The 25,480-nt window shown below is 71.4% G+C and carries 23 protein-coding genes and 1 pseudogene; 12 read left to right on the top strand and 12 right to left on the bottom strand.

Features of this window, described 5'->3' with window-relative positions:
* Positions 1-704 precede the first annotated feature (704 nt).
* Both IE326_RS33370 and IE326_RS33365 read left to right on the top strand, forming a co-directional pair.
* Positions 705-2,054, top strand: a complete 1,350-nt coding sequence (locus IE326_RS33370; protein ID WP_190044150.1) for a hypothetical protein — start codon at positions 705-707, stop codon at positions 2,052-2,054.
* Entirely contained in the window at positions 2,051-3,202 is a 1,152-nt protein-coding gene (locus tag IE326_RS33365; protein WP_190044149.1) for a helicase associated domain-containing protein, read from the top strand. Before IE326_RS33370 ends, IE326_RS33365 begins: the two co-directional genes overlap by 4 nt.
* 116 nt (positions 3,203-3,318) lie before the next feature.
* Here the strand turns inward: IE326_RS33365 and IE326_RS33360 are convergent, their stop codons facing one another.
* Entirely contained in the window at positions 3,319-3,756 is a 438-nt protein-coding gene (locus tag IE326_RS33360) for a hypothetical protein (RefSeq protein WP_190044148.1), read from the bottom strand.
* Between the two features lie 655 nt (positions 3,757-4,411).
* Here IE326_RS33360 and IE326_RS33355 point away from each other — a divergent pair.
* From IE326_RS33355 to IE326_RS33345, 3 genes are all read left to right on the top strand, one after another.
* On the top strand, positions 4,412-5,581 hold the full coding sequence (locus tag IE326_RS33355) for a tyrosine-type recombinase/integrase (protein ID WP_190044147.1): 1,170 nt from the start codon (positions 4,412-4,414) through the stop codon (positions 5,579-5,581).
* 14 nt (positions 5,582-5,595) lie between these two features.
* Positions 5,596-5,925: a helix-turn-helix domain-containing protein gene (locus IE326_RS33350; protein WP_229915768.1), complete on the top strand. Its 330-nt coding sequence runs from the start codon at positions 5,596-5,598 to the stop codon at positions 5,923-5,925.
* Positions 5,926-6,125: 200 nt separating this feature from the next.
* On the top strand, positions 6,126-8,279 hold the full coding sequence (locus IE326_RS33345) for a hypothetical protein (protein ID WP_308440351.1): 2,154 nt from the start codon (positions 6,126-6,128) through the stop codon (positions 8,277-8,279).
* A gap of 70 nt (positions 8,280-8,349) precedes the next feature.
* On the opposite strand, the gene trxB is transcribed toward IE326_RS33345, so the two are convergent.
* Genes trxB through IE326_RS33330 form a run of 3 tightly spaced genes read right to left on the bottom strand, consistent with a single transcriptional unit; the run spans position 8,350 to position 10,439 of the window.
* A complete protein-coding gene (gene trxB / locus IE326_RS33340; protein WP_190044144.1) occupies positions 8,350-9,333 on the bottom strand; it encodes a thioredoxin-disulfide reductase in 984 nt (327 codons plus the stop codon).
* Positions 9,334-9,338: 5 nt separating this feature from the next.
* Complete coding sequence (locus IE326_RS33335; RefSeq protein WP_190043157.1) at positions 9,339-9,758, bottom strand: arsenate reductase ArsC; 420 nt, start codon at positions 9,756-9,758, stop codon at positions 9,339-9,341.
* A 45-nt stretch (positions 9,759-9,803) separates the two neighbouring features.
* Positions 9,804-10,439: an arsenate reductase ArsC gene (locus IE326_RS33330; RefSeq protein ID WP_190043158.1), complete on the bottom strand. Its 636-nt coding sequence runs from the start codon at positions 10,437-10,439 to the stop codon at positions 9,804-9,806.
* A gap of 75 nt (positions 10,440-10,514) precedes the next feature.
* Between IE326_RS33330 and IE326_RS33325 the strand changes: the two genes are divergently transcribed.
* The 3 genes from IE326_RS33325 to IE326_RS33315 are packed head-to-tail and all read left to right on the top strand — an operon-like array spanning position 10,515 to position 12,978.
* Positions 10,515-10,823: an ArsR/SmtB family transcription factor gene (locus IE326_RS33325; protein WP_190043159.1), complete on the top strand. Its 309-nt coding sequence runs from the start codon at positions 10,515-10,517 to the stop codon at positions 10,821-10,823.
* Positions 10,820-11,917 (top strand): ACR3 family arsenite efflux transporter, encoded by a 1,098-nt coding sequence (gene arsB / locus IE326_RS33320; RefSeq protein ID WP_190044143.1) that lies wholly within the window; start codon positions 10,820-10,822, stop codon positions 11,915-11,917. Before IE326_RS33325 ends, arsB begins: the two co-directional genes overlap by 4 nt.
* Positions 11,914-12,978, top strand: a complete 1,065-nt coding sequence (locus IE326_RS33315; protein ID WP_190044142.1) for an ArsO family NAD(P)H-dependent flavin-containing monooxygenase — start codon at positions 11,914-11,916, stop codon at positions 12,976-12,978. The genes arsB and IE326_RS33315 overlap by 4 nt, the downstream gene beginning before the upstream one ends.
* A 78-nt stretch (positions 12,979-13,056) precedes the next feature.
* Here the strand turns inward: IE326_RS33315 and IE326_RS33310 are convergent, their stop codons facing one another.
* Positions 13,057-14,568 (bottom strand): SulP family inorganic anion transporter, encoded by a 1,512-nt coding sequence (locus IE326_RS33310; RefSeq protein ID WP_190043162.1) that lies wholly within the window; start codon positions 14,566-14,568, stop codon positions 13,057-13,059.
* Positions 14,569-14,977: 409 nt separating this feature from the next.
* Here IE326_RS33310 and IE326_RS33305 point away from each other — a divergent pair, with 409 nt between their 5' ends.
* A complete protein-coding gene (locus tag IE326_RS33305; RefSeq protein ID WP_190043163.1) occupies positions 14,978-15,388 on the top strand; it encodes a MerR family transcriptional regulator in 411 nt (136 codons plus the stop codon).
* Positions 15,389-15,772: 384 nt separating this feature from the next.
* On the opposite strand, the gene IE326_RS33300 is transcribed toward IE326_RS33305, so the two are convergent.
* The gene (locus IE326_RS33300; protein ID WP_190043164.1) at positions 15,773-16,171 is read right to left on the bottom strand and encodes a MerR family DNA-binding protein; all 399 of its coding nucleotides are present in this window, start codon (positions 16,169-16,171) and stop codon (positions 15,773-15,775) included.
* Positions 16,172-16,246: 75 nt separating this feature from the next.
* Here IE326_RS33300 and IE326_RS33295 point away from each other — a divergent pair, with 75 nt between their 5' ends.
* Positions 16,247-17,200, top strand: a complete 954-nt coding sequence (locus tag IE326_RS33295; protein ID WP_190044141.1) for an alkylmercury lyase family protein — start codon at positions 16,247-16,249, stop codon at positions 17,198-17,200.
* Between the two features lie 346 nt (positions 17,201-17,546).
* Here IE326_RS33295 and IE326_RS33290 read toward each other — a convergent pair whose 3' ends face one another.
* The 6 genes and pseudogenes from IE326_RS33290 to IE326_RS33265 form a co-directional block, all read right to left on the bottom strand.
* On the bottom strand, positions 17,547-18,584 hold the full coding sequence (locus IE326_RS33290; RefSeq protein ID WP_373310338.1) for an arsenic resistance protein: 1,038 nt from the start codon (positions 18,582-18,584) through the stop codon (positions 17,547-17,549).
* 58 nt (positions 18,585-18,642) lie between these two features.
* Positions 18,643-18,954 carry a mercuric ion transporter MerT gene (merT, locus tag IE326_RS33285; RefSeq protein WP_229915622.1) on the bottom strand — a complete coding sequence of 104 codons (312 nt, stop codon included), beginning with the start codon at positions 18,952-18,954 and terminating at the stop codon, positions 18,643-18,645.
* Positions 18,951-19,727 (bottom strand): heavy metal-responsive transcriptional regulator, encoded by a 777-nt coding sequence (locus IE326_RS33280; RefSeq protein WP_190044140.1) that lies wholly within the window; start codon positions 19,725-19,727, stop codon positions 18,951-18,953. The genes merT and IE326_RS33280 overlap by 4 nt, the downstream gene beginning before the upstream one ends.
* Positions 19,728-19,825: 98 nt before the next feature.
* The gene (locus IE326_RS33275; protein ID WP_190043508.1) at positions 19,826-20,614 is read right to left on the bottom strand and encodes a sulfite exporter TauE/SafE family protein; all 789 of its coding nucleotides are present in this window, start codon (positions 20,612-20,614) and stop codon (positions 19,826-19,828) included.
* Between the two features lie 220 nt (positions 20,615-20,834).
* Positions 20,835-21,206 (bottom strand): ArsR/SmtB family transcription factor, encoded by a 372-nt coding sequence (locus tag IE326_RS33270; protein ID WP_190043167.1) that lies wholly within the window; start codon positions 21,204-21,206, stop codon positions 20,835-20,837.
* Positions 21,207-21,230: 24 nt separating this feature from the next.
* Positions 21,231-22,304: pseudogene (locus IE326_RS33265) on the bottom strand (flavin-containing monooxygenase).
* Between the two features lie 131 nt (positions 22,305-22,435).
* Between IE326_RS33265 and IE326_RS33260 the strand changes: the two are divergent.
* Together IE326_RS33260 and IE326_RS33255 are read left to right on the top strand one after the other, a co-directional pair.
* A complete protein-coding gene (locus IE326_RS33260; protein ID WP_190044139.1) occupies positions 22,436-23,842 on the top strand; it encodes an NAD(P)-binding domain-containing protein in 1,407 nt (468 codons plus the stop codon).
* Positions 23,839-25,080, top strand: a complete 1,242-nt coding sequence (locus IE326_RS33255) for an MFS transporter (protein ID WP_190044138.1) — start codon at positions 23,839-23,841, stop codon at positions 25,078-25,080. Before IE326_RS33260 ends, IE326_RS33255 begins: the two co-directional genes overlap by 4 nt.
* Positions 25,081-25,480: the final 400 nt, after the last annotated feature.

The following is a 25,480-nucleotide window of genomic DNA, read 5'->3' as shown; positions in this document are numbered from 1 at the left end:
AGCGGGCCGGATCAGCCCCCTGCCCTGACCTACTGGGCTCCACCTCCGCCGTGGCGCTTGTCGCGTACATAGAGAACGGTCGCCACTCCTTCGCGGGGAGGTGCGCCGACGGAACTCGCTGACCAGGGACGATGACACCCTGCTCGGAGATCGTCTCCCACGATGTCGGAGATCCTCTCCCGCCGGGTGACGCATCCGCCGCTCGCGACCTGGCCCGATCGTCCGTCAGCTCGGCCGCGTAGGGCAGGCGTTTCGGCTACCCCTGCCAGAGGCAGGGGAGGCCGCCGTGACGCGATCCACCAAAACGGCCTCAGCAACCGGAGACGGACTACGGACCTGTTCACCGCCGCGGGAAGCCTCATCGCCCCTCGCAGTCGGAGAGAACACGAGGCCGCCCAACCGGGACCCGGTACTGAACAGAACCTTGCCACGGAGCGGCACTAATCGGGCGTGTTCCGACACACCTCGATCAGACTGCCGACATACTCGATCCGCCTTGCGGTACGGCGGACTTGAATCGCTATGATTCTCACAGTGTGCTGTCGCCAGTGCATGCTCGGGGTCGGCCCCACCGCCGGCCTTATGGGAGTGAACCCCGCGGCCGCGGGGAGGCGAGCGTGGATCAGGCGTTTCCTTGACCATCCGTGCACACGGCTGGGCTCGTGGTGGGACGGTCCGGCTGGCGTTGTGTACAGGAGTCGGTCATGCCGCGACCTCGCAAGAAGACGTCCTCTCTCTCCCACCAGCAGCAACTCGCCCGAGCCCTGAATCAGGCATGTGGGTGCGGATACCAAGAAGCCCTGCGCCGTGTCGTCGAGGCGGCCCGCCAGCGGCTGCTGCCGCCGGTACTGGACCAGGCGGGCCGGGCCGCAGCACTGGAGCTGCTCCTCGCCCCGGACCGCCCCGTTGGCCCGCAGCTCCGGCCGGTCATCACCGAACACCTCCAGCAGCGGATGCTGACGGCCTTCCGCGCGGCCCACTGGCCTGTCGAAGCGGACGGTGCTGCCGAGTGCGGGCAGTGGACCGGCTGGCCCGGCCCCGTGCGGTCCTCCCTGGCCCGAACCCGTGGTCCGCTGCCCAGGGCGATCCCCGAGGATCCCGATGACCCCGGGCACAACGACCTCACCCAGGACCCCGAGTGGACGTTCATCGCCCCCAGGATCATGGACCTTGAGCCAGAGGCGATGGTCCTCACCCTTCCGGGCTCCACCCCCGCTGCCGAGCTCGTCCAACAGGTCTCGGCCGCGTTCGCCGCGGCCCGAGCTGCCCACATCGCCAAGCTCTCCGACCGGCGGGCGTGCGAGGTCTGCGCCGACCCCTACCCGGCGGACCACCTGCTCACCGTCACCGAAGCAGCCCGCCCGCGGGTCTGCCCGGCGTGCGCCTTCAGCAACGAGCTGGTCGACCTGCACCCCCTTCAGCTGGCGTCGGACCTGGACAGGCTCTTCCATCAGGACATCACGCTCCCCGCCGGATGGACCGCGGTGGCCGCCCTGCTGGCCTGCGCCGGCGGACAAGCCTTCCTGGAGCGGCTGCGGGGAGACGACGGACGGCGGCTGGCCGCCGACCACTGGGCAGATGCGGGCAGGCTGTGGATCCCCCTGCCCCCGGCCGCCCGACCGGCCGCGCTGGCAGGCTTCGGCCCGGGTGCCTCGCTGGCCGCCGTCGTCGAGGCCGTCGACCGTACTCATCCGCAGCTGACGGGCCAGGTGCGGAGCCTGATCGGTGACGAACTCAACGCCGAGCTCGAGGACGGCGAGGACGCGTACGACCCGGACAACTACTTCGTGGCGCGGCTGTGGCCCGCGGTGGTCGCCTACGCGGTGTGCCTGGGCACCCAGGCACAGGAACGGCCCAGGCAGCGTCCGCCCTGGCACGTGGTGGACCAGTTCGCGATCGACTCGCTCGAGGACGCCTTCGAGCAGGTCGGCAGCGACCTGTCGGGCGCGGAGCCGGGGGCCTACTGGACGCTGACCCTCGGGGTGGAGGTCGTCGCCGAGGCGCTGGGATGGCCGGTGCGCACCACCACCACCGCCGGGGGAGGCCGGGCGTGACCAGCGAGCGTGAGGCGGTGGACGTCTCGGAGCAGTGGGCCCAGGGACTGGACCTGTTGCGGTCCTGGGCCGAGGAGTACGGCGACGCCGATGTCCCTCAGCGCAGCCGCTACCGGGGCCTCGCGCTGGGGAGGTGGGTCAACAAGTGCCGACAGCGCCGCGAACAGCTGACCGAAGTGCAAGTCCGGGCCCTGGAAGAGCTGCCGGGCTGGTCCTGGAATGCTCGGCAGGACCGGTGGGCCGATCAGCTCGACGCGCTGGAGGACTACCTGGAGGAGCATCAGCGGATGCCCCCGCGCGGGGAGATGGTCGACGCGCTGCCGCTGGGCGAGTGGGTCTACGAGCAGCGGCGCCGCCGTCGTCAGGGCCGCCTTACCGAGGAGCGAGCCGCCGAACTGGAGGCCGTGCCGGGTTTCAGCTGGCTGCCCGCTCCCCGCGCGGGCAACCCGAAACTCTCGGGGCCACGGACGCGCGAGTACGACCGCTCCCGCTCCGGGCGGAACCTGCGCCAGCTCGTCGAGGCAGACGAGCGGCTGTGCCGGGCGAAACGGGCGCCGGCGATCCACCGGTTCGAGGAACCGGACCCCGGCCGGGGGCTGGTCGTGATGGTCAGCGGCGACTATCACGATCCGGACGAGGCCTTCACGCTGGTCCTGGGCCGCCGCCACAACTGGATGGACCTGGCCACGGCGATCGACCGCGTATACGCCCGGACCGAGGAGCATATGGCCTGCTTCAGCTTCTCTCCCGGGCACCGGCTGTACCGCGAGAGTTGGCCGTCGCGCGGCGGAGTGGACGGGATCGACGTCGAGCTGCCCTGGGGCTACTGGGACTGGATGCCTTCGGCCGCTTCCCGTTCGGACGGCGGCGAGGGAAGCGGGGCCGGTGCCGGGGCTACTGTGGCCGGGTTCCTTGCCCCCGGCCACAGCGGCACGTACCTGTTCGACTTCGGCGACCGGTGGTACCACTCGGTCAGGGCTCTGCGCTGGACGGTGGCGGAGGAGGACGAGCAGACCGGCGGCGGCCCGCCGCTGCTGGCGGTGTACCCGGGGTGCGAGCTTCCCTCGCAGTACGACGGCGACACGGTGCCCGGGCTGAACCATTTCCTCAGCCTGGACACCCTCCAGATCACTGGGGACTGCGCGTAGCGGAGGTGGGCCCAGCCGCCATCGTCGGAGGCCGTCTCCACAGCGTGGCGAAGCAGGTTGACAGCGCCGTATCACCCTTCAGCTTGGCCGCCGTGGTCCGCGCGGCCAGCTTCACCTCAGCCGGGTCGGTCCTCCGTCGACTCTGGCGGTCCTTCTCCGCCGAACCGCTGATGCCAGCGCAACGCGCCCAGGTTCTGCCACAACATCCCGAGTTCGATCTGGGCCTCGGCGAGTCCGGTCTCCTCGGTTAGCTCCTCGGGAGTGACCTTTCCACCGCGAGCCTCGATCGCACGGCCGATCTTGCCTGCCCACAGCTCGGCGTCGATGAACGGCCGGCCCTTGTACTGCTCGACGAGCTCGGCCAGGTGCTCGCGCGAACAGCCCACGACCATGCGTTTCCCGTCGAGCCGTGGGTCGACGGCATGGACGACCGACGAGTCCGGGACCACGGCATACAACTCGGTGCTGTCCGCCACCACCGTCCCGCACAGATCACACAGCTCGGGCAGGGCCTCGTTTTCGTCGCCGGCGTCCGGCTCACCGCGGTCCGTCACTCCACCTGTCTATCGCCTAACGCGAGTCGACACGTCCCGACCCTCCGTGCGCTCGACGTTCATAAACACCTAGCGCAGGTGACTGCCCAGTCGCAGCCGAGTCGATGGGCTCGTCCAGTCCGTCAACACGTCGACCCACAGGTAGCACGTGACGTGAGCTGCGACGATGACCGCCCTCGATGCGTAGAACCAACCCTACCGAGAGAGCGCCGAGATCGCGCGTCTCGTCCTCAGCGAGTCCGTACCCAGCAACGGCGAGAGTTTCTTCACCTCGGCCGCGCTGAGGTCCGCCGCGGACGCCGGCCTGCGCGGCGCGGTCATGTTCAGCGACCCTGTCCCACGATGGCGGCGTACCGAGCACGGCCATGTCATCCAGACCAGAGGCCACCTGGGCATCGTGTACCAGGCGCTGTCGGCGACGTACACCGGACTGGGAACGGCCCGCACGCTCACCGTGCTCCCGGACGGCAGCACATTCACTAGTGGAGTACGCGCGGGTTCCCCTGCCCCTGTCTGGGCTTCCGAAGCTGCATTTCAGCAGGCAGGGCGCGCCCTCGGCGGCGTTCACACGTTGGTGTGAGATCTCAGCAGTATCTCGCAGATTCTGCGAGTAGTCCCTGTAATTTCCCGGTCCGTGTCAGATTCCGAAAGTCGCGTGCTGACGCTGGTACGCCCGATCGCGGATGCCAGCGCGATAGTAGACCCGGCCGCGGTCTCGGTGGAGTCGGGGCTGGCGGACGTCGTCACCTTGCAGCGCCGCCGACAGGCCCGCATGTCCGCCGTCGACGAGGAGAGTTTCTTCCTCGACACGCTCTCGGAGTACCAGTGGGCTCGGGACGCGGCCGGTCTGGCGCCGACGACGCTCGACGGCCTGCTCAAGCCCGTGTTGGAGGTCTGCGACTACTACGGCACCGTGCCGTGGCAGCTGTCTCCGCGTGAGGTCGACCGCTACTTCGCCGGGCCGGGCAAGCGGGCACCATCGACGCTGCGCGGAAAGATCAACAAGATCGACGCGTACTTCGCGTTCCTCGAGCAGCGATACGCCGGCGAGATCATGCGGCGCTTCGGCGCCACCGTCGAGTCGCCGATCGACCCGTTCAACAGGCCCCGGCACCGCGGGGACTTCGGCCTGCGGATCCCGCCGTCGCAGACGGCGATGCGCGACTTCCTCGGCCGGTGGCGCGAGGACCTGCCCAACGCCCGGAAGTACCTGGTCGCCTGCCGCGACTATGTGATGACCAAGGTCGCCTACCTCTCCGGTGTCCGCGCCGCGGAGCTCTGCGGCGTGTGCATGGGCGACCTGCACTGGGAGCACGGGCAGTGGGGCCGGTTCGTCGTACTGGGCAAGGGCGCCCACGGCTCGGGGCCGCGGCCGCGCGAGGCGTACATGTTCCAGGAGGGCCGGGCCCTGCTGTGGTGGTACATCGAGGAGATCCGCGGCGAGTTCGGCGACGACATCGAACACCCGCGGGCGCCGCTGTGGCCCTCGGAGCGCAAGCCGACCGCGGTCGCCTCGCTGAACCTGCCGATCGCGCCGGCGATCGTGCCGTCCACGTTCCGCAAGGCGCTGCACACGGCGGCCGCGAACTACCTGACCGGCCCGGTCACCGACCTCTTCCCGCACCTGCTGCGTCACGCCTGCGCGACCCACAACTACGAGCGCGGGATGACGTTGTGGGAAGTGCAGAAGGTCCTCGGACACGACTGGGCAACCACGACACTTCGGTACATGGCGACCGCTCACGCCGACCCTGAGCACGCGAACCTGACCGCGAGCTCCCGGGCGGCTCAACGACTGGTGATGGACAAGGGGAACCTACGGTGAAATGGAACCTTCGGATGGTGGCCGCGCAACGGGACCTGTGGCGGCCGACCGAGGTGCTGGCCGCCTTCCAGCAGGTGGGGTTCAATCCGTCGCTGAGCAAGGTGGCCGCGCTGTGGGGCGGGACCCCGGTCACCGTGCGCCTGGAGGACCTGGACAAGATGTGCGCCGCGCTGAACTGCACGGTCGCCGACCTTCTCCAGGCCGAGCCGCTCGCCGACGCCCAGGCGGCGCCGGAGTCCGGTCAGCGCGCGGTCGGCGCCGAGGAGCAGCCGGCGGCGGGCCCGCTCCGGCCGGTGCCGCGGAGCCGTCGGGGTGCCGGGCCGCGCTCGCTCCCGCCGAACTGAGCGGCAGGCCGGTGGCGATGTGGCGTGGAGAGGGGCGGGCGCGGAGCTGCCCGGTGTGTCTGGGATGGCTGGTGGTGCACTGGAACCGGGTGTGCGACGGGTGCCGGCCCTGGGCGAGGCGGTATCCCGAGGTCGGGGTGTGCCCGCGATGCCGGCACGAGGCGCACCTGAACACGGACGGGCTGTGCAAGCCGTGCCTGATGGCGATCCGGGCCGAGGACGACGCTGAGTGGGCCCTGGGTCTTGCGGAGGCGCGGCCGCGGCCGGTCCAGCTCATCGTCGGCGGGATGTACGGCGACCGGTCGGCGGACGCCCGGCCGCTGCGCCGGCGCACGAAGAACGGGCTCAAGGTGGGGCAGGGGTGGTGGATCAAGCTCCGGAAGCAGCGCGCTGCCCCGGCCGGGCCGCCGGTGTTGCAGGCGCAGGTGTGCGGCCAGCTTGCGCTGTTCACGGTGCCCAGGGCGCTGACTGACGCCACGGTCAGCGCGATCGTCAGCCGGCCGGTGGTCGGATGGAAGGAATGCCGCCCGATGATCGAGGCGATGGCGGCCGAGCACGGCATGTCCGTGGGCTGGCAGCACAAGATCGCCGAGATGGTCCGGCTCGCGCTGGCCGTGCGGGAGGCCGAGGGTGCCGTACGGCTGCCGGAGCCGATGCTTCGGGATCTGCCGTCCAACGGGGACGCGGTGCGCCTGGTCCTGCTGCGGGCCGGCTTGCTCGACCCGGCACCGGAGCCTATGCGGTTCTCCACCACCAACCAGCCCACCACCACCTACATCACGGCCCCGGCGCCGTTGCCACCGTCCGTGGCGCGGTCATGCCGCGACTGCGATGCCTGGTTGGCCGCCGGCAAGCGGGGCTTGCGCTGCGATCCGTGCCGTCACTGGCGCGAGCTGCACCCTGCGGGCCGGTGCGTCCGGTGCCGGCGGGACGAGCTGCCTCTGCGCGGCGACCGGTGCCGCACCCGTCGCCTCTACCGGCACCTGGACGACTCGGGCCCGGCTGCGGTGCGGGCCACCCAGCTGGTCATCGACCTTCCGCGCGGGGTTCCCGGCCAGGCCCAGTTGATCCCGGTCGCCGAACCCGCACCGGCGGACGGCGAGGATGAGGAGGTGTCCGCCCTGCATGCCGCCCGCGGGCAGGAGCCGCTCTTCGGGATGCGGCGCAACTGGTCGCCGGTCATGGCCCGCCTACGCCGCCGCAGCTACCGGGACCTGCCGTTGACCAGCGATGCCCGTGCGCTGACCGAGGAACTGGACCGACTGCGCCGCGGCCGGCAGGATCCCGCCTACCGCAAGGACATCCGCACTCTGACGATCCTGGTGTACTGGCTCGGCGCCGAGACCCTCTTCCAGGAGCGCGACGTCCACGACCTCGCTCTGCTCGACCCCAACCTCGCGGCCAAGCGGGTCTGCCAGTTCCTCGCCGCCCGGGGCCTGCTGGTCGAGGACCCCGAGCTGCACCGAGACGCGGACGAGATGTGGGTCGAGGCCACCATCGCCACACTGCCGCCGACCGTCGCCGACGAGGTGAGTCTGTGGGTTAAGGTCCTGCGCGGCCAGGGCCGGCGCGAACACGAGGCACGCAGCTACGACGGCATCCGCCGCTACCTCACCTCTCTCCAGCCAGTCCTCACCGCCTGGAGTCGCAGCGGCATCACGACACTGCGGCAGATCACCAGCGCCAACGCCGCCACAGCTGTCGACGATCTCACCGGGAGCGCCCGCCGCCAGCTCGCCATCAGCCTGCGCAGCCTGTTCAAGGCCCTGCGCCAAGAGCGCGTCGTCTTCCGCGACCCCACCCGCACTCTGCCCGTCGGCGACCTCAAGGGCATCCCGAAGTCCGTGCCCTCAGACCTCCTGGCCACGCTCCTCGACCGTGCCACAACCCCGCTCGGCCGGCTCATCGTCGCCCTGACCGCCGTCCACGCCCTGCCCGGCCACGAGATGCCCACGCTGCTCACCTGCGACCTCAACCTCGCCCACGGCACCCTCGAAGCCCGCCGCGGCCTGCTGCGCCACACCCTCTACATCGAGGAGTTCACCCACGGCCTCGCCGCTGAGTGGCTCACCTACCGACACCGCCGCTGGCCCGCCTCGACCAACCCTCACCTGCTCGTCAGCCAGCGCACCGCACTCGACCCCGACCACCCGCCGGTCAGCATGACCATGCTGCACCGGCACCTGCCCAAGGGATTCACGCTGGACGGCCTGCGACAGGACCGGATCCTGAACGAGGCGTTCGAGACCGGCGATCCGCTGAAGCTGATGCGCCTGTTCGGCATCACGGAGAAGACCGCCATGCACTACGTCGGGGTGGCCCACCCGGAGAAGACCTCCCAGCTCCCCCGGTGACGGCCACTGGCGGGAACGACAGTGGCGGGGCCGCCCGGAGCTTCCGGACGACCCCGCCTGCCAGTATTGATCAGGCCGGGATGGCAGCGGTCATCGGCTCGGTCTCGGCCGTGCCGCGGGCGGCGAGGTAGCGCTCGGCGTCCAGGGCCGCGGCCGCGCCGGCGCCAGCGGCGGTAATGGCCTGGCGGTAGGTGTGGTCGACGACGTCGCCGGCGGCGAACACCCCGGGCAGGCTCGTACGTGTCGTCGGGGAGGCCACCTGGATGTAGCCCTCGCTGTCCAGCTCGAGCTGGCCGGTGAAGAGTTCGGTTCGGGGGTCGTGGCCGATGGCGATGAACAGGCCCGTGACGTCCAGTGCGCGGGTGGCGCCGGTGAAGGCATCGCGCAGGACGACGCCGCCGAGCATGCCGTTCGTCGCCTTGATCTCGGCGATCTCGCTGTCGAAGGCGAAGGAGATCTTGTCGTCGGCGAACGCCCGGTCCTGCATGACCTTGGAGGCGCGCAGGGTGGAGCGGCGGTGGACGACGGTGACCGAGCGGGCGAAGCGGGTGAGGAAGGTGGCCTCCTCCATCGCGGTGTCGCCGCCGCCGACCACGACGATGTCGCGGTCGCGGAAGAAGAACCCGTCGCAGGTGGCGCACCAGGACACGCCCCGGCCGGACAGCTCGTCCTCCTTCGGCAGGCCGAGCTTGCGGTAGCCGGAGCCGGTGGCGATGATCACCGTCTTCGCGCGGTGGACGGTGCCCGCGGAGTCGGTGAGGAGCTTGATGTCGCCGGTGAGGTCGACCTCGACGATGTCGTCGTCGATCATTTCGGCGCCGAACTTCTCGGCCTGGGCCCGCATGTTCTCCATCAGGACCGGGCCGTCGACGCCCTCGGGGAAGCCGGGGAAGTTCTCGACCTCGGTCGTGGTGGTCAGAGAGCCGCCGACGAAGATGGAGCTGCCGAAGAGCAGGGGCTTGAGCTGGGCGCGGGCGGTGTAGAGGGCGGCGGTGTATCCGGCGGGGCCGGAGCCGATGATGACGACCTCGCGCACCTGGTCGGGCTGGGTCACGGGGCTCACGCCTCCTGCTTCGCGTCGATCTCGGCGATGAGGTCCTCGATGCGGGTCTTGATCTCGTCGCGGATGGGGCGGACGGACTCCACGCCCTTGCCGGCGGGGTCTTCGAGGGCCCAGTCGAGGTACTTCTTGCCGGGGAAGATCGGGCAGGCGTCGCCGCAGCCCATGGTGATGACGTAGTCGGACGCCTGGACGGCCTCGGTGGTGAGGATCTTCGGCGTGGCGGCGGAGATGTCGATGCCGACCTCGGCCATCGCCTCGACGGCTGCGGGGTTGACCTGGTCGCCGGGGATGGAGCCGGCGGAGCGGACCTCGATGCGGTCGCCCGCGAGGTGCTGGAGGAATCCGGCGGCCATCTGCGAGCGGCCGGCGTTGTGGACGCAGACGAACAGCACGGAGGCGAGCGGGGCGGAGGACATGCGTTCTTCCTTCACAAGGTGAGTGGCAGGTGATGCAGAGGGGGGTCAGGTGCTCGGCAGGCCGGCGAGCAGGTCGGTGATGCGGCGGTCGATGTCGTCGCGGATGGCGCGGACGACCGCGATCGGGGCGCCGTCGGGATCGGCCACGGGCCAGTCCAGGTAGCGGCGGCCGGGCACGACGGGGCAGGCGTCGCCGCAACCCATGGTGATCACGATGTCCGCCGCGCGCACGACCTCGTCGGTCAGCGGCTTGGGGAACGCGCCTGCCGCATCGGCGCCGGCCTCGGTGAGGACCTGCACGATGTGCGGCTCGATCCCGGGCCCGGCGTGGGTGCCCGCGGAGGAGACGGTGACCCGGCCTCCCGCCCGGTGCTGAAGGAGGGCTGCGGCGAGCTGGGAGCGGCCGGCGTTGTGGCTGCACACGAACAGCACCCGCGCCAGCCCCGATCCCGGCGCGCCCTGGACATGGGCGAGCGCGTCGAGGCGTTCGGCGGTGAAGCGCTCGGCCAGCACGACCAGGTGCGTGGTCACCGAGGCGGTCTCGGCCAGGCGCCGGTAGGAGTCGGTGAGCAGGCCCTGGACGGTCTCGGCCGAGAAGCGGCCGGCGTGCCGGGTGGCGAGCCGTGCGGCGCCGGCGGCCAGGCGCTCATCGGGCAGGGCGGGGGTGAAAGCGGCGGACATGGAAAGACCCCTTCGACGGGCCTACGGGTCAGCCCCGGCTGGTATCAGCGCCGGGTGATGTGACAGTATCAGTCCATGATGACGTCAGTCGACACTGATCTGATCCGGGTGCTGGCCGACCCGCTCAGGCTCCAGATCGTGACCCTGCTCGCCCGCGAGACGCTGTGCACCACGCACCTGGTGGAGGAGACCGGCGCCCGGCAGACCAACCTCTCCAACCACCTGAGAGTCCTGCGTGAGGCCGGGGTCGTCGAGACCGAGCCGTGCGGACGCTTCACCTACTACAAGCTCCGCCCGGATGTCATCGCCCAGCTCGCCGGGCAGTTCGCCGACCTGGCCGAACAGGCCCGTACCGCCGCCGACAACAAGAGGGCCTGCCCGTGACCCGCACCGAAGCGCCCGCGACGACCCGGGAAGCATCCGTCGTCGCCAAGCTCTCCACGCTCGACCGCTACCTCGCCGTGTGGATCCTCATCGCCATGGCCGTCGGCCTCGGCCTCGGCCGTCTCATCCCCGGACTGAACGACGCGCTGGCCAAGGTGGAGATCGGCGGCATCTCCCTGCCGATCGCGCTCGGCCTGCTGATCATGATGTACCCGGTCCTGGCCAAGGTCCGCTACGACAAGCTCGACGCCGTCACCAGCGACCGCAAGCTGATGGCCTCCTCGCTCGTCATCAACTGGATCGTCGGGCCGGCGGTGATGTTCGCGCTGGCGTGGATCTTCCTGCCGGACCTGCCCGAGTACCGCACCGGATTGATCATCGTGGGCCTGGCCCGCTGTATCGCCATGGTCATCATCTGGAACGACCTGGCCTGCGGCGACCGTGAGGCCGCCGCCGTCCTCGTCGCGCTGAACTCGGTCTTCCAGGTCCTGGCGTTCGGGCTGCTGGGCTGGTTCTATCTCGACCTGCTGCCCGGCTGGCTGGGTCTCGGTAACGGCGAGCACCTGGACATCTCCATGTGGGAGATCGCCCTGAACGTGGTCATCTTCCTCGGTGTCCCGCTGCTGGCCGGCTTCCTGACCCGCCGGATCGGGGAGAAGAAGATGGGCCGTAGCGGCTACGAGGCGAAGTTCCTGCCGAAGATCGGCCCGTGGGCCCTGTACGGGCTGCTGTTCACGATCGTCATCCTCTTCGCCCTGCAAGGCAAGACGATCACCTCGCAGCCGCTGGACGTGGCCCGGATCGCGATGCCGCTGCTGGTGTACTTCGCGGTGATGTTCTTCGGCACCTTCCTCCTGGGCAAGGGCCTGGGCCTGGCCTACGACCGCACCGCGACGCTGGCGTTCACCGCGGCGGGCAACAACTTCGAGCTCGCTATCGCAGTCGCCATCGCCACCTTCGGCGTCACCTCCGGCCAGGCCCTGTCCGGCGTCGTCGGACCGCTCATCGAAGTCCCGGTCCTGATCGGCCTGGTCTACGTCGCGCTCGCCTGGCGCAGGAAGTTCGCCCCGGGCGCGGTGACGACGGCTCCGTGACGCAGCACACGGATGTGGTGGTGGTCGGCGGCGGCCAGGCAGGGCTGGCCGCCGGCTACCACCTGCGCCGGCGCGGCCTCGACTTCGTGATCCTGGACGCGGAGACGGCGCCGGGCGGGTCCTGGCAGCACATGTGGGAATCCCTGCACCTGTTCTCCCCGGCCGAGCACTCCTCGCTGCCCGGCCGGCTCATGCCCGTCCAGACGGGCGAGACCTACCCGGACGCCGGGCATGTGGTGGACTACCTCACCGACTACGAGAAGCGCTACGACCTGCCCGTGGCGCACGGCACCCGCGTGAACGCTGTACGCCCAGGCGGCGAGAGGCTCCTGGTCGAGGCGGACACCGGCACCTGGCGGGCCCGCGCGGTCATCAGCGCCACCGGCACCTGGACGCGGCCCTTCATCCCCGCCGTCCCCGGCCGCGAGGTGTTCACCGGCCGCCAGCTGCACACCGTGGACTACCGCTGCCCGGCCGACTTCGCCGACCAGCGTGTCGTCGTGGTCGGCGGCGGCAACTCCGGCGCCCAGATCGCCGCCGACCTCGCCCTGGACGAACACGTCGAGGTGACCTGGGTGACCCAGCGCCCGCCGCGGTTCCTCCCCGACGACATCGACGGCCGCGCCCTGTTCGATGTCGCCACCGCCCGCCGCCGCGCCCTGGACGCAGGCCGCAGCGACACCGGCGGGGTCGCCTCGCTCGGCGACATCGTCGCCGTACCCCCGGTTCGGGCCGCCCGTGACGCCGGCCTCCTGACCGCGAAGCCGATGTTCGCCCGGCTCACCGCCGACGGCGCCTGGTGGGCCGACAACAGCCACACCGGCGCGGACGCGGTCATCTGGTGCACCGGCTTCCGCCCAGCCCTGTCCCACCTGGCACCGCTGAACCTGCGCGGTCCGCGCGGCCGCATCCCCACCGACGGCACACGCGCCCTCGGCGAGCCGCGGCTGCACCTGCTCGGATACGGCGACTGGACCGGCCCGGCGTCGGCCACCCTGATCGGCGTCGGCCGCACCGCCCGGGACGCTGCCGGGGAGATCGCACACCTTCTGCACAGCTAGCCGCTGCGCGAAACGACCGCCGGGTCGGTGCCCACACCCCAGGGTGGACACCGACCCGGCACGGTTGTCTCGGTCGCGTCAGTGGCTGGCCGCCAGCTCGCCGCTGAGCTTGCCGTGCAGCTGGGCGCTGGGGTCGTTCAGTCCGGTGATCTCGACGCTCTTGCCGCGCTGGGCGTACTTTGTCTCGATCGCGTCCAGAGCCGCGACGGAGGAGGCGTCCCAGACGTGCGCCGCGGAGAGGTCGATCACGACCTTCTTCGGGTCGCCGGTGTAGTCGAACTGGCCGACGAGGTCGTTGGAGGAGGCGAAGAACAGCTCGCCAGTGACCCGGTAGACCACCGTGCTGCCGTCCGGGTCGACCACGGCTGTGACCTCGGCGAGGTGCGCGACACGCTTGGCGAAGATCACCATCGCGGTGATGGAGCCGACGACGACGCCGACGGCGAGGTTGTGGGTGGCCACGACGCAGGCGACGGTGATCACCATGACGGCGATCTCACCGGCGGGCATGCGCCGAAGCGTCTTGGGGGCGATGGAGTGGAAGTCGAAGGTTGCGAACGACACCATGATCATGACGGCGACGAGGGCGGCCATGGGGATGTCGGAGACGACCGGCCCGAAGGCGATGCACAGCACCATCAGGAACGCGCCGGCCAGGAACGTCGAGACGCGGGTGCGGGCGCCGGAGACCTTCACGTTGATCATGGTCTGGCCGATCATGGCGCAGCCGCCCATGCCGCCGAAGAAGCCGGTGACGATGTTGGCGACGCCCTGGCCGATGGACTCGCGGGTCTTGTTGGAGTGGGTGTCGGTGATGTCGTCGACGAGCTTGGCGGTCATCAGCGATTCCATCAGGCCGACCAGCGCCATCGCGAACGCGTACGGAGCGATCGTCGTCAGCGTGTCGAGCGTGAACGGCACGTCGGGCAGACCCGGCACGGGCAGGGAGGACGGCAGCGCGCCCTTGTCGCCTACGGTCGGCACCGCGATGGCGGCGCCGACGGTGATCACGGTCAGGATGACGATGGAGACCAGAGGCGCCGGGATCACGGTGGTGACCTTCGGGAAGAACACCATCAGCGCCAGCCCGCCGATGATCAGCGGATACACCGCCCACGGCACGTCGGTCATCTCGGGGACCTGGGCCATGAAGATCAGGATGGCGAGGGCGTTGACGAAGCCGACCATCACGCTGCGGGGGATGAACCGCATCAGCTTCGCCACCCCGAGCGCGCCCAGGATGACCTGGAAGACGCCGGCGAGGATGACGGCGGCGATCAGGTAGCCCAGGCCGTGCTCCCGGTTGAGCGGGGCGATGACCAGAGCGATCGCGCCGGTCGCGGCGGAGATCATCGCGCGGCGTCCGCCGACGATCGAGATGACCACGGCCATGGTGAAGGAGGCGAACAGACCGACCGCCGGGTCGACCCCGGCGATGATCGAGAAGGAGATCGCCTCGGGGATCAGGGCCAGGGCGACGACCAGGCCCGCGAGGACCTCGGTGCGCCAGACCTTGGGGTTGTTCAGCCAGTCGGGCTTCAGGCCGCGCAGGCGCGCGGCCGGGGATGCGGTGACAGCGGAAGAGGGCAAGGAAACAGGTACCTGTCGTGCTCGGGCACGCCTCACGGGGCAGGCCGGGGCGTGCGGGAGGAGGCGGAGGGGCCGGGTCGGCACCCCGCGGACGGCCCCGTCAGCGCGGAACCGGAGGAGAGCAGGTCCGGACGCAAACCGGCAGACGCGAGGGCGCCGGAGTTCACATCCGGAGGCGAAGCATCACGGCGGGCAGACGGCGGCGCCGGGCGTCATGGGCTCGCGCACGCTTCTCTCCCGCAAGATTAGGATCTTCACCGGGGGCGTCGTCGGCCCCGACAAGGCAACGGCGGGGCCGCGGAACGCTGCCCTCACACCCAACAACTCTACCCTAACGTTAGAGTAGGGTTCGGCGGGTTCCGGCAGGGGTGGCTGCCATGACCGAAGGCGAAGGGCCAGGAGCGCGGACGTGGACGGCAAGCACATGCAGATCGGCGAGGTAGCCGCGCGCACCGAGCTGTCCCTGCGCACCATCCGGCACTACGAGGAGACCGGCCTGGTCACCCCCTCTGCCCGCTCCCAGGGCGGCTTCCGCCTCTACACCGAGATGGACGTTGCCCGGCTCATGGTCATCCGCCGCATGAAGCCCCTCGGCTTCACTCTGGACCAGATGCGTGACCTGCTCGACGCCACCGACCGCCTCGACGACGGCCCCGGCCTCGACGCCACCGAGCGCGAAGCACTCCTGGAGCGCGTACGCGCGTACGAGCAGGCCGCGGCCGAGCAGGTGGACAAGCTCCGCACTCAGCTCTCCCGCGCGGAGGACTTCGCCGCCACGCTGCGCGCTCGGCTGCCCGAGCACGAACCGCGCAGTCACTGACCGCAGTGGGCGGCCCGCCTGTGCCCCCACCGGCAGGCCCGGCCTCCCGCAGGCGTACCGGGTGATGTTGCAGAAGCCCTGTCCACAGGGGCCGGCCTGCTGCCCCACGTCGTCCTGCTGAAGGACCTCACGCACCCGCAGGTCGCCGACCGGGTCACCGGACGCCACCGGCGCTGGCCGGCGGCCATCAACCCACACTTGTTCGTCTCGCAGCAGTTAGCGCCCGACATCCCTCCACCGGCCCGTGATCGACACCGTGCTCCATCGCATGGCTCTGTTCACGAGAAACGGGCAGCGCCTGTCCATGAGTTTGGGAGGCGGCTGGCGGCGTGCCGGATTCGAAATGTTCATGGGTTCGGACAGCGTCGGCGGGCAGCGTTCAGCTCAGTCGGCAGCGAGGATGCGGCAGATGTCGCCTTCGGTGCAGGTCTCGGGGGCGATCGTGGAGGCGGTGCGGGTCAGCTCGCGGAGCATGGCGCGGGTTGTCTCCAGTTCGGCGATGCGGCGCTCGACATCGGCGAGGTGTCGGCCGAGGAGGGTGGTGACGTGTGTGCAGGGCGGCTGGCCGCCGTCGCGGATCGCGAGGACGTCGCGGATTTCGGCGAGGCTGAGACCGGCGGCCTGGGCGGAGCGGATGAAGTCGACCCGGGCCGTGGTGTGGGCCGGGTAGTCGCGGTAGCCGCCCGGGGTGCGGGGCGGGTCCGTCAGCAGCCCGGCCTGCTCGTAGAAGCGCAGGGTCTTGGTGGTGGTGCCGGTGGCGGTGGCGAGGGCTCCGATGCGCATACCTCCACGCTAGCCCTTGACCTTCTAGTGCAGTGGAAGGTCTAGCGTGCGGCGTGTGACCTGGAGGTGGCGCTGATGCGCGTGGAGATGCTGATCGTTCCGGACTGCCCGAACGGCCCGGTGCTCAAGGAGCGGCTGGAGCTCGCCCTGGCGGGCCGCACCGATGTGGAGCTCGCCGAGCGCGTGGTCGCCGACCCGGCGGAGGCCGAACGCCGGGGCATGCACGGCTCGCCGACGCTGCTGGTCGACGGCCGTGACCCGTTCGCCGAGCCGGGCACTGCGGCCACCATCTCCTGCCGGCTCTACGTTGGTGCCAACGGCCGGATCGGCGGAGCACCCTCCGTCGAGGAGCTGCGGCGGGTGCTCGGCACTCCCGCCACTGGCGGTGCGGGCCGGGCGGCCGGACGGGCCGGGCAGGGCCGTCTCGCCCCGCCCGAGGGTGGTCTGCGAGCGGTGCAGCAGGCTGTCCTGCGGTCCTTCGCCACCACCGGCGCCCCACCCGCGCCGGCCGAGATGGAGTCGGCGGCCGTGCCCTTCGGCGTGCCGGCTGCCGAGGTCCTCGCCGAGCTTGCCTCCGAGGACTTCCTGACGCTGGACGACGCCGGGCATATCCAGGCTGCCTACCCGTTCTCCGCCGTCCCCACCGAGCACGCCGTGCAGATCGCAGACGGGCCGACGGTGTGGTCGATGTGCGCGATCGACGCGCTCGGAATCCCCGTCATGCTCGACACCGACGCCCTCATCACCTCCACCGACCCGGTCACTGGCGAGCCCGTCCGTGTGGAGTTCACCAGCGGGAAGACCACCTGGCAGCCGGCGACCGCGGTGGTCTACTACTGCGCCCGCCCCGGCACCGGCCCGGCCGCCGCCGTGTGCTGCGGCTACCTGCGCTTCTTCACCACCCGCGCCACCGCTGAGCAGTGGAGCTGCCAGCAGGCCGACCTCAGCGGCGCCGTCCTGGACCAGGCCGAGGCCGAACGCCTCGGCGCGGACATCTTCGGCCCGCTCATGAGCGCACCGGCCCGGTAGGAGCGCCGCCATGGGCCCAGGTCAGTGCCGCCACCCGAGCAGTCTGGTCGCGACGCTTGGAGTGCTTGGGGCCGTGGCTGGCGCCGGCACTGGCCGTTGGTCCTCACCGCGGACCTGACCAAGGTGCTGTCGATTCTCACTCGCGAACAGAGCCATCCATCGCACCTTCACTCGCGCCGGGTTGACGATGCAGCTGGTCCGCCCGCACCGGATCCTCTTCGAGGCCCGACAGCACGCCCTCTCCACCTCATGCGCCTGTTAGGCCCGAGCAACGGCGCCGCCATGTGCTACGTCACCACCGCGCACTCCGACCGGACTGTGAAGCTGCCCGGTGAGGAGCGGGCGGTCAGCGGGAGGCGGCTTCGGTCTGCTCTTCCTCGGGCACCAGGCGAGGGAGGAGACGTACGTAGGCGACCATGCCGAGGACCTCGACGAGGGTCTGGGTGACCACGACGAGGGAGGCGACGGCGAGGGAGTCGGGCAGGGCCAGGGCCAGGGGGAGGACGACGAGGGAGTTGCGGGTCGCGCCGGTGAAGACGATCGCCCTCCCCGCGGGGGCGTCGAGGCGGAAGAGTCGGGCTACGGCCTTCCCGGCGAACGCCATCACGATGAGGAACAGCACGAAGAACGGGACGACGGCGGCGACGTCGCCGAGGCTGTCGCCGAGCTTGGGGACCTGGGAGGCCACCACGGTCAGGAGGGTCGCGGCCATCAGCGGGACCATCGTGGTGGTCGCCGCGCCGAAGACCTTCTGCCTGGCCGGGTGGCGGGCGGCCCATGCCTGGAGGGCCCAGGCGAGGGCGAGCGGGATGACGATCAGGGTGAGGAACGCCTCGAGGAACGGGCCGACCTCGACGACGTCGGCGAGCTCGGAGCCCATGAACAGGTAGAGGAACCCCGGCAGCAGCAGCATCTGCGCGACCAGGAGGACCGGGGTGGCGGCCAGCAGGCGGCGGCTGGAGCCGCCGGCGAGGCCGGAGAAGACGATGACGTAGTCCACGCACGGGCACAGCAGCACCAGCAGCACGCCCAGGCGCACGGCCTGGTCGGCCGGGAGGAGGACGTACATCGCGGCGACGACCAGCGGCACCACCGCGAAGTTGACCACCGCCGCCGCGGACAGGAACCGTCCGTCCCGCAGCGAGCGGACCAGTTCGGCGGCCGGGACCTGGAGGAAGGTGACGAACAGCAGCGCCCCGAGGACCGGATTGATCGCGTGCTCCAGCCCTGGGCCGAGGCCGGGGGCCGCCCAGCCGAGGAGGCCGCCGCCGGCAAGTGCTGCCAGGTAGACCGTGACCTGGTGGTGTTCCATCCGCTCGACCAGGCCCTGCGGTCCCTGCTGCGACACCCGAACTGCTCCTTCATACGGTGCCGGCCGCCCCATGGCGGGCCGGACGGTTCATCCTCACAGACCCTGTGCGGGGCCTGGCCGGCGGTCCTGCTCAGCGGGCGGCCTTGCCGTCCTCCGGCGGCGGGCCGAGGGTGGGCATGCCGAGGTCGGCCCGGGCCGGGACCGTTCGGCAGGACGTCGTGCGGCGCCGATGCCGTACGAGGAGGAAGCCGAGCCCGGCGGCCACGGCGAGCACTGTCAGGGCGGGCATCCACAGCGCGCCGATCGCGGAGGCGACGCCGACGGAGCCGAGGACGGCCAGGACCGGGCCCGCGCAGCACACCGCGCAGGCGGCGACCGCGGCCGCGCCGGCGCCGAGCGTGCCCCAAGGGCGGGACCGACGGGGAGAGGACGTGGTGGTCATGCGGCGGCTCCGAAGAGGTCGGCCAGCATCCCGGCGGCGGCCTCGGGGGCCCGCACTTCCAGCTGGAGCGCGGTCGGGGTCAGGTGCAGGGTGAAGTCGAAGAACGCGCAGCAGCCCTGTTCCGCCGCGGCGAGCGCCGCGAGCTCGCCGGCGAGCTCGGCGCCGGCCGGGAAGGACAACTTCAGGCCGTCGGGGATCTCTTCGCGGCGCTCGGCCTTGCCGGCCAGGGCCCGCCACTGCTCGGTGCGCTCGTCCAGCTCGGCTCCGCCCAGCGTGCAGGCGACCGGGACCTCCCGCCACGCCTCAGCGGCCGGAGTGCGGCGGGTCGGGGACAGCTCGATCGGCACCGGTCCGGCCGCCGCCGGCGTGCCGGTCGTGGTGCAGCCGCACTCCGGACCGCACGCCCCGGCCGGGGCCGGGCCCGAGAGCTCGGCGTGGACACCGGCCAGGTGGGCGCAGAACGCGCGCAGTTCGGCGATGCGGCCGTCGGTCTCGGCGATCCGGTCCGCGACCAGCGGCAGCATCCGCGCCCGCACCGACGCGCACACCCCCTCCTCGCGGACGTCGAGGAGTTCGCGGATCTCCTCCAGGGCCAGGCCCAGGAGCTTGGCCGAGGAGATGAAGGCCAGGCGCTCCACCGCGTCCTCGCCGTACATCCGGTACCCGGACGGTGTCCGGTCGGCGGGCAGCAGCCCGGCGTCCTCGTAGAAGCGCAGCGTCGTGGCCGGGACGCCGGAGCGCTCGGCCAGCTGCGAGATGCGGTAGGTCGTCACGCCACCGACGGTAAACCTTCGACCCGACTCGAAGGTCAAGCGCTGGACCTCGCCCCGCCCCGCAGGAGGAGGGTGCGCTGCCCTTCGCCCGCCGCCGTTCAGTCGTGGCGGGCGAGCTTGAACGCGGAGGCGAGCAAGATCACGGCCAGGAGGGGGATGAGGACCAGGTCGGGGAAGACTCCGAGGAGCAGGCCGCCCAGCACGGCGCCGGCGATGGAGCCCGCGGCCATGGTGGCGGTGAAGCGGAGGTTGGTGCCGAGGACGGCGAAACTGCCGTCGCGGCTGTAGCGGGCGAACGCGACCAGCATGGTCGGCAGGGAGACCAGCAGGGAGAGGCTTCCGGCGGTCTTGATGTCCTGGCCGAACAGCAGCACGATCGTCGGGATCAGCAGCTCGCCTCCGGCCACACCCATGATCGCGGCGACCACGCCGATGCCGAACCCGGCGACGACGCCGGCGGGCACCTGGGCCCACAGCGGCAGGGCGAGCGCGTCCAAGGCGGTGGTGTGGGTGACCACCAAGGCGGCCGTCATCAGCACCATCAGCACCGCCAGCACCTTGTAGAGGGTGGAGCTGCGCATGCGCACCGCCCAGCTCGCTCCGGCCCATGCACCGAGCAGGCTGCCAGCCAGCAGGTTGACCGTGATCGGCCACCGTGCGGCTACCTCGGCTGCCGGGACCGCGGCCAGGCGGGCCGGCAGCGCGACCAGGACCACAACCAGGCTCATCGCCTTGTTCAGGATGACGGCCGAGAGCGCCGCGAATCCGAACAGGCTGATGAGCAGGGGCAGGCGGAACTCCGCCCCGCCCAGCCCGATCATTCCGCCCAGCACTCCGATGGCTCCTCCCGCGCCGAACACCAAGGGTGCCGAAAGCGTCGCGCGCAGCGGGACAGGGCTCTGATCAGTGGCATGACGGGCATCTTCGCTGGCAGCCGCCTCGCCCGCTACGGTGCGGCCATCTCTTCGGGCGAAGGCACCGCAGGTCCGCCGAGGCTTCGTCCAGACCTCCCAGCATCAGCATCGACCGCTGGGCTGCGGCGCTCGACGAAGCTGCCGTCGCGCGGGACGCCGCGACGGTGTCCCGCCCGTGCGCGTCTGCGGGCCGTCAGGCTGCGGCGGGTAGCGTCAGCAGCTTGCCCATCGCTGCGAGCACCGACGGCTCGACCCGGTAATAGACCCAGGTGCCGCGCCGCTCGGAGGTGAGCAGCCCGGCCTCCTTCAGCTTCTTCAGGTGGTGGGAGACGGTCGGCTGGGAGACGCCGACGTCGGAGATGTCGCACACGCACGCCTCCCCGCCGTCGTGCGAGGCCACGGCGGAGAACAGCCGCAGCCGCACCGGGTCACCGAGCGCCTTGAACATCCGCGCGGCCGTCTCGGCCTCGGCGGCGGTCATCGGGCGCTCGGTCAGCGGCGGGCAACACGGCACCACACCCTGACCGTCGGCCTCGAGCAGCGGCAGCACCTTCGCATTCGACATGCGTCTATGTTGACACATGTCGAATCAGTACGGGGAGGTCCGCCACCGGCGCGCGAGGTGGGCGGCCAGGTTCCGGGCGACGCGGTCCGCGTCCCGGCCGACGCCGCGCAGCGAGTTCGACGACAGGCTGCGCTGCCATTCCAGCCCGACGTACGCCAGCCCCGGTACGCCGGTGGCGAGGCCGTCACGGTGCCGGGGGTTCCCGTCGGCGTCGAGAGCGCCGTGGAGAGTGGCGAGGTAGGGCAGGTCGGGGCGGTAGCCGGTGGCGAGCACGATCGCGTCGACCTCCTCCCGCTCCCCGTCCGGCCAGACGAGCTTGGACCCGGCCGCGCCGGTGAACAGCGGCCGCCGGTCGGGTCGGCCGGCGGCCAGGGCGGCCCGGTAGCGACCGTCGTCGAGGACCGGCTACGCCGGCGGGCGCGCAAGGAGCCGGCCGAGAGGTGCGGCATCCAGGCCGGTGCGGGCCGTCCAGAAGTGCAGGTCGCGGCCGAGGATGCGCTGGGCCGCGAACTTCACCGGGGCGCGGGTGGCGAGCGTGACCCGTGCCGCGGCGGCGAGCTCGGCGGCGATCTGCACCGCGGAGTTCCCGGCCCCGACCACGACCACCCGGCGGCCGGTGAACGGGGCCGGGCTGCGGTAGTCGGCGGCGTGCAGCACCTGCCCGGCGTACCCTTCCAGGCCCGGCAGCGCGGGCCGGTGCGGTCGGCCGAACGTCCCGGAGGCCGCCACGACGGCCCGCCCGGACAGCCGGCCGCCGCCCTCCAGCTCCACCTCGAAAGCCCTGCCGGCGCGGCGGACCGCGGTGACGCGGCAGTTGGTGCGGATCTCGGCGTCCAGGCGGTCGGCGTAGGCGGTGAGGTAGGCGACGACCTCGTCGCGATGCGGGTAGCGGTCACGGTCGGCTCCGGGAAACGGCATCCCAGGCAGGGAGCTGTACCGGGCGGGCGAGAACAGCGTGAGGCTGTCGTAGTAGTGCGGCCACGACCCGGCCGCACGGTCGGACGCCTCCAGCACCACCGGCCGCAGCCCGCGCCGCAGCAGCGCGTGGACGGTGGCGAGGCCGGACTGGCCGCCGCCGATCACGGCAACGTCGATCACGGCAACGTCGATGTGCTCCACCAGCGCACCCCCCTTGATTCAATGAACGTCTATGTTGACGTTTATCAATACAGGTGTCACGCTGGGCCGCGCAAGCCATCGACGGATGTCGAAACACGCAAGGAGTCGCCGTGAACGCGCCCGCCACCACCGAGCTGCCCGTCGTCGTGATCGGGGCCGGACCCGCCGGCCTGGCCGCCGCCGCCCACCTCATCGACCAAGGCATCGAACCCATGGTCCTCGAAGCCGGGCCCACCGCCGGCGCCGCGGTACGCGAGTGGTCGCACGTGCGCCTGTTTTCCACCTGGGGCGAGGTCGTCGACCCCGCCGCCGAAAAGCTCCTGGCCCCCACCGGCTGGACCCGCCCCGACCCGGCCACCTACCCCTCCGGCGGCGACTGGGCCGAGCTCTACCTGCAGCCGCTCGCCGACGTCCTCGGCGACCGTGTCCGCACCGGCGCCACCGTCACCGGTGTCTCACGCACCGGCCGGGACCGGATCGTGGACGCCGACCGCGAGGCCCAGCCGTTCGTCGTACACGTCGCCCACGCCGACGGCCGTGAGGAGCGCCTCTTCGCCCGCGCCGTCATCGACGCCTCCGGCACCTGGATCACACCGTCCCCGGCAGGCGGCAGCGGACTGCCCGCGCTCGGCGAGAAGGCCGCCGCGGACCGGATCACCTACCGCGTCCCGGACCTGAAGGACCCGGCCGTCCGCGCCCGGTACGCGGGCAAGCGCACCGCCGTGATCGGCTCCGGCGCCTCCGCCTTCACCGCTCTCGCCTACCTCGCCGACCTCGCCAAGTCTGACGACGACTCGGGCACGAAGGGCGTGTGGATCCTGCGACGCGGCATCTCCGGCTCCACCTTCGGCGGCGGCGAAGCCGACCAGCTCCCCGCACGCGGCGCCCTGGGTCTGGCCGCGAAGGCCGCCGTCGACGAGGGCCACGCGGACGCGGTCACCGGCTTCCGCACCGAGACGATCGAGCGCGACAGCGACGGCCGCCTGGTGCTGGTCGGCGAGGACGGCCGCCGCCTGGACCCGGTCGACGAGGTGATCGTGCTGACCGGCTTCCGCCCCGACCTGTCTTTCCTGAACGAGCTGCGTCTCGGCCTCGACGAGCGCCTCCAGGCCCCGGTCGAGCTGGCTCCGCTGATCGATCCCAACCAGCACTCCTGCGGTACCGTCTACCCGCACGGCCACCGCGAGCTCTCCCACCCGGAGACGGGCGTCTACCTGGTCGGCATGAAGTCCTACGGCCGCGCCCCGACCTTCCTCGCCATGACCGGCTACGAGCAGGTCCGCTCCGTCGCCGCCGCCATCGCCGGCGACATCGAAGCAGCCGATCGCGTCGAACTCACCCTCCCCGAGACCGGAGTCTGCGGCGGCGCCGGCCTCTTCGACGCCCCCGAATCCGACCAGAGCGGCGGCTGCTGCGCCCCGACGCCCCAGCTCGTCCAGCTCGGCGCCCCCGCCGCCTTGACCGACGGCGCCACGGCGGCCGAGGAGGCTCCGGCGAGCGGCTGCTGCGGCTCGTGACTGACCTCAACACCTCAGCCCGCGGGGCCGCGACCGGATCGGGGGACCGGTCGCGGCCCCGCGCCGCCCTGCCCGCACTCTGCCTGACGCAGATCGTGAGCTGGGGCATCGTCTACTACGCGTTCCCCGTCCTGAATCCCGAGATCACGCATGCGACCGACTGGCCGGCGGGCGCAACCACCGCGGCCTTCTCCCTCGCCCTCGTCGTCTCCGCCCTCGCCGGAATCCGCGTCGGCAGGATCCTGGACCGGCACGGCCCGCGCGCCGTCATGACCACCGGTGCCGCCCTCGGCACCGCCAGCCTGCTACTCGTGGCCGCCGCCCCCAACCTGCCCTTCTTCTTTGCCGGTTGGGCCCTGGCAGGACTCGCGATGGCGACCACCTTCTACCAGCCGGCCTTCGCCGCCCTCACCCGCTGGTGGGCCCCCGACCATGTCCGCGCGCTCACCATCGTCACCCTCGCCGGCGGCCTCGCCTCCACCGTCTTCGCACCCCTGACCGCGGCACTCGCCGACCACCTGTCCTGGCGCCACACCTACCTCGTGCTCGCCGCCATCCTCGCCGTCGTCACCATCCCCGCCCACGCCCTGGCCCTGCGCTCACCCTGGCCCGACGCCCCAACCGGCCCGGCACACACGGCCGAAGGCGCCGCCGAGGTCGGGCGCAGCCGGCCGTTCCTCCTGCTCGCCGCCGCCTTCACCCTGTCCGGCTTCGCGATGTACGCCGTCGTCGTCGCCCTCGTCCCGCTCCTGTTGGAACGCGGGTACACCACGAGCCAGGCCGCCTGGGCCCTCGGCATCGGCGGCGCCGGACAGACCCTCGGTCGCACCATGTATGCAGCCCTTGCACGCCGCACCACGGCAACGGCCCGCACAACGATCCTGATCGCACTCGGCGGGCTGACCACCGCCGCCTTCCCCGCCGCACCCGGCCCATACGCCCTTCTCATAGCCGTGTCGGTCGTGGCTGGCATGGTCCGCGGCAACCTCACCCTGCTCCAGGCCACCGCCATCACCGACCGCTGGGGCGCCACGCACTACGGCCAACTCTCCGGACTGCTCGCGGCACCGACCACCACGGCGGCAGCCCTCGCGCCGTTCGCTGGCGCGGCCTTGGCCGCGCCGCTCGGCGGTTACGCGCCACTGTTCTTCCTCCTGGCCGTAGTCTCCGTGGCCTCCGCGCTCATCGCACCGTGGACAGACACCGCCGCGGTACGCCGCCGCCTCCCGCCGCTCTGACTTGCGCGTCATCCCCGGCAGAGCCGAATCCGCCCTCGTCCCCGTGCTTAACCCGGCAACGACGGGAGGGTTCAGCGGTTGCCCCTCGAGGCATCCACGAACCCGCGCGCTTCCGTACGTGTTGCAGCCAAGATCGGGAGGGGCGAGGTCGGTCACCGCAGTGGCGAGTGGCGCTTCGTCGGGTTCGGCACACCACCCGGCGGTTCAGACAGGCACTGTGCCCTGGCGCGATGCCCGATGGGCCGTGTGCGCCTTGGGACACCCCTGAGCGCGGGTTCGTCGCCCGGGCCCGTCACGCCTCCGCGATCGGCGCACACGGCCGGGGCCACGCCAGAGCCACCAACAGCGTCCTGGCGATCATGGAAGCGATGGCACACTGATGGGTTCAACTTGCCTACTC

The sequence above is a fragment of the Streptomyces filamentosus genome (assembly GCF_014654895.1).
Lineage (GTDB): Bacteria > Actinomycetota > Actinomycetes > Streptomycetales > Streptomycetaceae > Streptomyces > Streptomyces filamentosus.
This window is presented reverse-complemented; position numbering and strand designations above follow the sequence as displayed.

Bases quoted from the DNA above. Each gene is read 5' to 3' on its own strand.
- IE326_RS33370 (WP_190044150.1), top strand. From the start codon at position 705: ATGCCGCGACCTCGCAAGAAGACGTCCTCTCTCTCCCACCAGCAGCAA.
- IE326_RS33350 (WP_229915768.1), top strand. From the start codon at position 5,596: ATGGTGGCCGCGCAACGGGACCTGTGGCGGCCGACCGAGGTGCTGGCC.
- IE326_RS33345 (WP_308440351.1), top strand. From the start codon at position 6,126: ATGGCGATCCGGGCCGAGGACGACGCTGAGTGGGCCCTGGGTCTTGCG.
- IE326_RS33335 (WP_190043157.1), bottom strand. From the start codon at position 9,758: ATGTCCTCCGCCCCGCTCGCCTCCGTGCTGTTCGTCTGCGTCCACAAC.
- IE326_RS33330 (WP_190043158.1), bottom strand. From the start codon at position 10,439: ATGTCCGCCGCTTTCACCCCCGCCCTGCCCGATGAGCGCCTGGCCGCC.
- IE326_RS33325 (WP_190043159.1), top strand. From the start codon at position 10,515: ATGATGACGTCAGTCGACACTGATCTGATCCGGGTGCTGGCCGACCCG.
- IE326_RS33300 (WP_190043164.1), bottom strand. From the start codon at position 16,171: ATGCGCATCGGAGCCCTCGCCACCGCCACCGGCACCACCACCAAGACC.
- IE326_RS33295 (WP_190044141.1), top strand. From the start codon at position 16,247: ATGCGCGTGGAGATGCTGATCGTTCCGGACTGCCCGAACGGCCCGGTG.
- IE326_RS33290 (WP_373310338.1), bottom strand. From the start codon at position 18,584: ATGGGGCGGCCGGCACCGTATGAAGGAGCAGTTCGGGTGTCGCAGCAG.
- merT (WP_229915622.1), bottom strand. From the start codon at position 18,954: ATGACCACCACGTCCTCTCCCCGTCGGTCCCGCCCTTGGGGCACGCTC.
- IE326_RS33270 (WP_190043167.1), bottom strand. From the start codon at position 21,206: ATGTCGAATGCGAAGGTGCTGCCGCTGCTCGAGGCCGACGGTCAGGGT.